The organism is Photobacterium piscicola, from assembly GCF_900166965.1.
In the GTDB taxonomy this organism is placed as follows: Bacteria; Pseudomonadota; Gammaproteobacteria; order Enterobacterales; family Vibrionaceae; genus Photobacterium; species Photobacterium piscicola.
This window is the reverse complement of the sequence record NZ_FUZI01000020.1, coordinates 1-6,778: the sequence shown is the minus strand read 5'-3', so window position 1 is coordinate 6,778 and position 6,778 is coordinate 1. Positions and strand designations below refer to the sequence as shown.

The 6,778-nt window shown below is 39.6% G+C and carries 8 protein-coding genes and 5 tRNA genes; 9 read left to right on the top strand and 4 right to left on the bottom strand.

Features of this window, described 5'->3' with window-relative positions; genetic code table 11:
• The first annotated feature begins 18 nt into the window (after window positions 1-18).
• Window positions 19-95 (top strand) — tRNA-Asp (locus CZ809_RS20455).
• Between the two features lie 155 nt (window positions 96-250).
• Here CZ809_RS20455 and CZ809_RS21515 read toward each other — a convergent pair.
• The 4 genes from CZ809_RS21515 to CZ809_RS20440 form a co-directional block, all read right to left on the bottom strand.
• Window positions 251-385, bottom strand: a complete 135-nt coding sequence (locus tag CZ809_RS21515) for a transposase (protein WP_158258970.1) — start codon at window positions 383-385, stop codon at window positions 251-253.
• 256 nt (window positions 386-641) lie between these two features.
• Window positions 642-758: a winged helix-turn-helix domain-containing protein gene (locus tag CZ809_RS21570; RefSeq protein ID WP_370738027.1), complete on the bottom strand. Its 117-nt coding sequence runs from the start codon at window positions 756-758 to the stop codon at window positions 642-644.
• Between the two features lie 427 nt (window positions 759-1,185).
• Window positions 1,186-2,535 carry a CDP-diacylglycerol--serine O-phosphatidyltransferase gene (gene pssA, locus CZ809_RS20445; RefSeq protein ID WP_080159324.1) on the bottom strand — a complete coding sequence of 450 codons (1,350 nt, stop codon included), beginning with the start codon at window positions 2,533-2,535 and terminating at the stop codon, window positions 1,186-1,188.
• 122 nt (window positions 2,536-2,657) lie between these two features.
• Window positions 2,658-3,089: a GNAT family N-acetyltransferase gene (locus CZ809_RS20440; protein WP_210434307.1), complete on the bottom strand. Its 432-nt coding sequence runs from the start codon at window positions 3,087-3,089 to the stop codon at window positions 2,658-2,660.
• Between the two features lie 74 nt (window positions 3,090-3,163).
• Here CZ809_RS20440 and murB point away from each other — a divergent pair, with 74 nt between their 5' ends.
• From murB to CZ809_RS20400, 8 genes are all read left to right on the top strand, one after another.
• Window positions 3,164-4,204 carry a UDP-N-acetylmuramate dehydrogenase gene (gene murB, locus CZ809_RS20435; protein ID WP_080159323.1) on the top strand — a complete coding sequence of 347 codons (1,041 nt, stop codon included), beginning with the start codon at window positions 3,164-3,166 and terminating at the stop codon, window positions 4,202-4,204.
• Window positions 4,204-5,166: a bifunctional biotin--[acetyl-CoA-carboxylase] ligase/biotin operon repressor BirA gene (birA, locus tag CZ809_RS20430; RefSeq protein ID WP_080159322.1), complete on the top strand. Its 963-nt coding sequence runs from the start codon at window positions 4,204-4,206 to the stop codon at window positions 5,164-5,166. Before murB ends, birA begins: the two co-directional genes overlap by 1 nt.
• Complete coding sequence (locus tag CZ809_RS20425; protein WP_080159321.1) at window positions 5,166-5,897, top strand: type III pantothenate kinase; 732 nt, start codon at window positions 5,166-5,168, stop codon at window positions 5,895-5,897. The genes birA and CZ809_RS20425 overlap by 1 nt, the downstream gene beginning before the upstream one ends.
• 96 nt (window positions 5,898-5,993) lie before the next feature.
• Window positions 5,994-6,069, top strand: a tRNA-Thr gene (locus tag CZ809_RS20420).
• Window positions 6,070-6,083: 14 nt separating this feature from the next.
• Window positions 6,084-6,168 (top strand) — tRNA-Tyr (locus CZ809_RS20415).
• Between the two features lie 43 nt (window positions 6,169-6,211).
• A tRNA-Gly gene (locus tag CZ809_RS20410) sits at window positions 6,212-6,286 on the top strand.
• Between the two features lie 12 nt (window positions 6,287-6,298).
• Window positions 6,299-6,374, top strand: a tRNA-Thr gene (locus CZ809_RS20405).
• Between the two features lie 100 nt (window positions 6,375-6,474).
• Window positions 6,475-6,778: GTP-binding protein (locus CZ809_RS20400; protein WP_235865991.1), on the top strand; the 304-nt coding region annotated here is incomplete at its 3' end.

The window sequence follows — 6,778 nt, the reverse complement described above, 5'->3', positions numbered from 1 at the left end:
ATGCTGAATAGACACTGCGGAGTGGTAGTTCAGTTGGTTAGAATACCGGCCTGTCACGCCGGGGGTCGCGGGTTCGAGTCCCGTCCACTCCGCCATTATTGAAGAAACCTGAATCGAAAGATTCAGGTTTTTTTTCGTCTGTAGAAAATGATTATCATAATGAGGTAGTGCAGTTGGTTAATACTCTTCTCTATATTATTCTAATCTGTAAAATTAACTGTTCAGGTTAATCCAATCTCTTGAACACATTTTAGTGTTGTTGTAACCAACTCCAATCTTGTTCTACTGGGTTAAGTTTAGGGAAATAGGGTGGAAGTCTGATGATACTGAGATTATTAAACTGATTGGCAATATCGATAGTGTGCCAATCTGCATCATTTTTCACCAAAAGCCTCACCAATTCCTCTTGCTGGGCATACTGAACCCAATAGATAACATATTATAAATGCTGTTGTTTTATCGCTCTTAGTTGAGTTTCTCGCTCAGCCGTAAAATACGGGTAGTCGTATTCTGTTGTCCAAACCTTACTTCATATTGAAACCATACATTGACCTTATTGAATCCTATATACTCTGTGATCTTAAGGATTGTTTTAATTTTAAATTTTTTAAATTTTTGAAATTATCCTGAATTTGTTGTGATTATTTCGAATGTTTTGACCGTGACGTTATCCACGAAAAGTCCGCGCGCTTAAGTAGATAATAGATAGAATCTGGATGGTAGTTTTTATCAAATTCTTTGAGAATGTAAGCGTGAATATCCGTTCCTATTAATTGTCCACCAGAAGAGTCTTAAGCTTGAAGTTTAATATAATTAGATAGCTACTTATGTTGTTTAGGCGTGAGAAATGCAGAACACCACTACGTAGTTTTTCCTGAAGTGCTTTAAGGCAAGTAATCTTATTTTTATTTGGATTGTTTTTTATCTATAGAAAGTGGTTGTGTTGTGCGGTAATTCAGTTGACTAATACCCCTACCATTATTTTGTATTCTCTCTAGTTATGGAGGTCATTATGTATTGGAAAGCTATATTTATGATTTTGCGCAGGGATTTGAATGTGTCTAAATACTGAAATAGGATGGCAGATAACTAATGAGAAGATGAGTTCTAGGGCGAGAAAGTCTAGTGGGTTGATGATAACGACAAGCGCAACAATAATCGTTATTGCTGCGCTTGATATTAGCGTTATAAAATTTGATTAAGGATATGATCGGCTTTAATTCGGCGAATTCGCTTAATTAATTTCTTCACTTGCAGTGGATAGCTGTCGATTTTCTCGATTTGTTTATAGCTACCAATTAATGTGGTGTGAGTCAGTATACAATCTATTTCTTGCTGAGTTTGCGGTGCGAGAAGTTGATTTTTATCATGAATAAGAATGGCGTTTTCTAAGTCAAGTTTCCATGCTCGAGGGTTTAAGTTATTACCTGTCACCAGCATGTATTGATCGTCGACCCAGATCCCTTTGAGGTGGAAGCTATTATTATCATGTTTCCATAGATGAATCGCTAATTGGCGACTTGCGATTGCTGCTTCATTACTTTTGGCAAAATTACGTAAGTTTACTTCGTAAAGATAAGGTAAACCTGCAATAGTTTTAAACGGCTCTGACGGTGGAATATAAAAGTCGTTCGCTGTTTTGTCACCAACAACAATAGTAACCTTAACACCACGTTTGAGGGCTTTAATAACTTCTTTGCTGACGCCGCGAGGGAAATTAAAATAAGGCGTGCAAATAGTTAGTTTATTCTGTGCGCTGGCAATTAAAGTGCAAATATCTTGATTAAGCTGATTACGACGTTTACCTAAACCAATAAGTGGTGTTAAGCCTACTTCATCTGCTGCAATAGCTTCTGATACGTAGTGGTAGCTTGCTTGTTGCAATTCTGCTCGAAGATCTTTTATCGCGCTTTTTAATGATTTTGTGTCAGGGCGTACTGCTTGGTTTAGACAATTGACGGCATCACTTTCTACTAAGGTTTCAGTGATAAATTGTGCCATGCTATTTGCTAATTTGTTATTTTTTATAACGTGATAGCGGTCGTAGCGGTAGCGGTCGTGTTGTGCGAGATAAACATCATTAAGGCTAGCACCGCTGTATATTACGGTATCATCGATAATGAAGCCTTTTAGGTGTAAAACGCCAAAGACTTCACGATTTCGAACAGGTACGCCGAGGACTTCAATAGAATGCTGATATTTCTCGGCATATTCACGGTATAACGCGGCATTACCATCAGATTGACTTGCGCCTATAAGACCACGCTGAGCACGGTGCCAATCAACGAATACTTTAATATCTAATGCCGGGTTACGTTGTTTTGCTTCGTATAGCGCTGTCAAAATACCGCGACCAGCTTCATCATCTTGTAGATAAAGTGCAACAATATAAATACGTTGCTGTGCTGAATCAATTTCTTGGTACAAACGCTCCCTGAAAGAACTCGCGTCAAAAAGAGTCTCTAAATTTTCGGGCTTGTGCGCAATACGCGGCAGCTGATCTATTTGCTGCCTGTTAGCAATAGCTGAATCCATTATCGCCTCGTTTACACGATCTATAAGAAGATAAATTTGAGTTAAGGATCGAATTATATCAGAAAAAATAGCAAGTCAACCTATCTCATTGTCAGATATATAACTGCCTCACTAAATTGTGATTATGGTTGAACTTTATATTGCATTGGAATGAGTTTTTTTCCGCTATTACAATAACGTCCAAAGCGTTGTTGTAGATCATGAGGTAGCTGCTGAGGTGATAATGTAATAAACCCTACGTGTTGATATAGGGCTTCAAGTTCTATAAACGCAAAGCAATAACACGGTTTTTGTTTTATTTGTGCTATGGCGTGCTGAAGTAAATGAGTTGCTATTTTTTGACCGCGGAATTCAGGTTTAACGAGCATGCCTGTTAATAGTTGTAACTCGCCTATAGATTTAAACCTAACACAACAAACAATACCTTGTGGTGATTCTCCAACCCATAAAATTTCATCACGTTTGGCTTTCCCTGCGGGATAAAAATCTTTATAGAGTTTATTGACGATGGGTAATCGAATTAAATTTAGTTGCTGATAGTGGACTTGGCTCATGGGAAAACACTGCGTTGTGAGATTGAATCGGGTAAAATGAATCAAATAGTATAAAGATATGGTCCCAAATTAACATGAAAGTTTTACATGATCATGGGTTAGCGCCTTATCATACCTTTGGTATTGATGTTACTGCCACACAGATTATTGAAGCTGAAAATATTGATGATTTCATTCATATTTGGCACGATGCAAGTTTTAATAATATGGCTAAATTAGTTGTAGGACACGGTAGTAATTTACTTTTTTGTGAAGACTATCAAGGCGTGGTTATTCTTAATCGTATTAAAGGTATTACGCAAACAGAAACGTCAACGAGCTTTTGTTTACATGTTGGTGGCGGTGAAGATTGGCATCAATTAGTTTGTTGGTGTGTAGATCGTAATATTGGTGGTTTAGAAAATTTAGCGTTAATTCCTGGTTGTGTAGGATCATCACCAATTCAAAATATTGGTGCTTATGGTGTCGAGCTTAAAGATGTATGCCAATATGTCGATGTGCTTGATGTTATCACTCAGGAGATTAAACGCTACGACGCAGCATCTTGTCAGTTTGGTTACCGAGACTCTATTTTTAAGCATCAATTGAAAGATGGTCATATCATTGTTGCAGTTGGTTTTTGTTTGCCAAAAATGTGGCAACCTAAAATCGCGTATGCACCTTTAAATCAATTTGATATAGCAACGGTTACTCTTCGACAAGTGTTTGATACTGTGTGCGAAGTGCGTAAAGCAAAATTACCCGATCCCGCGGTGATTGGTAATGCTGGCAGTTTTTTTAAAAATCCGATTATTACAAAGAATATGCTAAATAAGCTACAGGTTAATTATCCAACCATGCCTAGTTATGGTGTTGATGACCAGCATGTGAAATTAGCGGCAGGTTGGCTGATTGATCAGTGTGGCTTAAAAGGCTATCAGGTGGGCGGTGCTAAAGTACATCCCCAGCAAGCGCTGGTATTAACTAATATTGGTACGGCAACAGCGCAAGATGTTATTAGCCTTGCACAATATGTGGTTGATAGTGTAGCAGCAAAATTTGATATAGCATTGGAACATGAGGTGCGGTTTATGGCAGCTAACGTTGAAACGCATTTGGCCGAGATACAAGCATAATGAAAGAACATTCAACCCGTTTAGCCCTTATTCGTTTATTAGCTGATGGTCATTTTCATTCTGGTGAAAAATTAGGTCTGGCGTTGGGAATGTCGCGTGCTGGCATTGCTAAACAAATTAAAATTATTCAGCAGTGGGGCCTTGATTTATATAGTGTTCAAGGTAAAGGTTACTGTTTAGCTGCACCAATTGAATTACTTGATAGTCAACGTATTACTAAATTGGTGAGTTGTCCTCAATTAGAGTTGATTCCTGTAATCGATTCCACTAATCAATATTTACTTAATCAGATCGATCAATTACCGAGTGGGGCTGTTTGTTTGGCTGAATATCAACAGGCAGGTCGTGGTCGACGTGGTCGGCAGTGGCAATCGCCTTTTGGTAGTAATTTATATTTATCTACTTATTGGCGTTTAGAGGCAGGTGTTGCGGCGGCGATGGGGTTAAGCTTGGTGGTTGGTGTGGCGATTGCTGAAGCGTTACAACAACTTGGTGCGCCTGATATTCGCGTAAAATGGCCCAATGATCTTTATTATCATGATCAAAAGCTAGCGGGAATTTTAGTTGAAATGACCGGCAAGGCGGGTGATGCTGCGCATTTAGTCATTGGAATTGGGTTGAATATTGCGATGCCTACGGCTGCGACAGCAATGATAGATCAAGCTTGGACTAATCTTAGTGCTGCATGTTTACCATTGCCATCACGTAATGTGCTAGCTGCGACGTTAATTGAGCGCATTCATCAAACCCTAACCGAATATGAAGAGGTTGGTCTCTGTGGTTTTGTTGAGCGTTGGAATAGAATAGATAATTTTTTAAATCGGCCAGTTAAACTGTTGATTGGTGATCGTGTAATTGAAGGCATTGCTCGCGGTATTAATGAGCAAGGGGCCTTATTACTGGAAAATGATGGTGATATTACTGCTTATGTTGGTGGTGAAATCAGCCTTAGAGGTTGTTAATGCAGTTATTAATTGAAGCGGGTAATACTTACGTTAAGGTTGCCCTATTACAAGTAAGTGGCCGAGTTGAGCTGATTGGTAAATATCCAAGTAAAAAATTAGAGTTAGTATTAGATCCTATTTTAGAACAAAAGATTAAACGGATTGTTTTTGCCAGTGTTGGACCCGTTGAAGTGGATAATACGATTCAGCGTATTGCACAAGTTGCGAATATCCCCGTGTTACAAGTAAAAACGATGCGTAAAGATTTTGGAGTTAAAAATGGTTATAACGAGTACCAATATTTAGGGGTTGATCGTTGGCTAACATTAGTTGCTATTCATCAAAAGTTTAAGCGTCCTACGGTTATCGTTGATATTGGTACGGCATTAACATTTGATGTTTTAAGTGGTGATGGAAAGCATCTTGGTGGCTGGATCGCACCAGGTTATCAGTTAATGATGAAAGTGGTACTGGAAAATACCACCAAGGTGTTTTCTGATCATGACCATAATGATCGCCTAAGTCTTGCTGACAATACGGCTGATGGCCTTAAAAATGGTTGTCGAGCGGCATTGATTGGCTTGATTGAATATGGCTTAAAAGAAGCCCGTGAAAAACTTGCTGTAGAGCCTGAAGTGGTGCTGTGTGGTGGTGGGATTCGTCATCTTCCTTTAGATGATATTAAAAATTATAATCACCGCTCAGAATTGGTTCTTGAAGGGCTTGCTTTGTATGCGAAATGTCGATAATGGATAAAATTACGTCAGTTGATAAAAAAAGCATAAAAAAAAAGCACTAAAGTATTGCATCAAAAATCATCATTATCTAGAATGCGCATCAATTAAGCCGACTTAGCTCAGTAGGTAGAGCAACTGACTTGTAATCAGTAGGTCACCAGTTCGACTCCGGTAGTCGGCACCAGTTTCAAGAATTTCGGTGGGGTTCCCGAGTGGCCAAAGGGAGCAGATTGTAAATCTGCCGGCACTGCCTTCGAAGGTTCGAATCCTTCCCCCACCACCATTATTCAAATAGTTAAATAGCGCTACGAGTAAAAAAAGTTTTTGCGGGCATCGTATAATGGCTATTACCTCAGCCTTCCAAGCTGATGACGCGGGTTCGATTCCCGCTGCCCGCTCCACACTTCTTGTGTGCTGATATAGCTCAGTTGGTAGAGCGCACCCTTGGTAAGGGTGAGGTCGGCAGTTCGAATCTGCCTATCAGCACCACTCTTCAGTCAATATTTATCAATTTGTTATATACTCAACAAACCCATGTTTGGTTGTGTGGTCGTAATGCCACTAAATACCGTGCCCAGAGGGACTATCCATGTCTAAAGAAAAATTCGAACGCGTAAAACCGCACGTTAACGTTGGTACTATCGGCCACGTTGACCACGGTAAAACAACTCTAACTGCTGCTATCTGTACTACACTTGCAAAAGTGTACGGTGGTACAGCGAAAGACTTCGCATCTATCGATAACGCTCCTGAAGAGCGCGAGCGTGGTATCACAATCTCTACTTCTCACGTAGAATACGATACTCCTACTCGTCACTACGCACACGTAGACTGTCCTGGACACGCCGATTATGTTAAAAACATGATCACTGGTGCTGCTCAAATGGATGGTG

Excerpts from the sequence above, each read along its gene's own strand:
- pssA (WP_080159324.1), bottom strand. The coding sequence starts at position 2,535 with ATGGATTCAGCTATTGCTAACAGGCAGCAAATAGATCAGCTGCCGCGT.
- CZ809_RS20440 (WP_210434307.1), bottom strand. The coding sequence starts at position 3,089 with ATGAGCCAAGTCCACTATCAGCAACTAAATTTAATTCGATTACCCATC.
- murB (WP_080159323.1), top strand. The coding sequence starts at position 3,164 with ATGAAAGTTTTACATGATCATGGGTTAGCGCCTTATCATACCTTTGGT.
- birA (WP_080159322.1), top strand. The coding sequence starts at position 4,204 with ATGAAAGAACATTCAACCCGTTTAGCCCTTATTCGTTTATTAGCTGAT.
- CZ809_RS20425 (WP_080159321.1), top strand. The coding sequence starts at position 5,166 with ATGCAGTTATTAATTGAAGCGGGTAATACTTACGTTAAGGTTGCCCTA.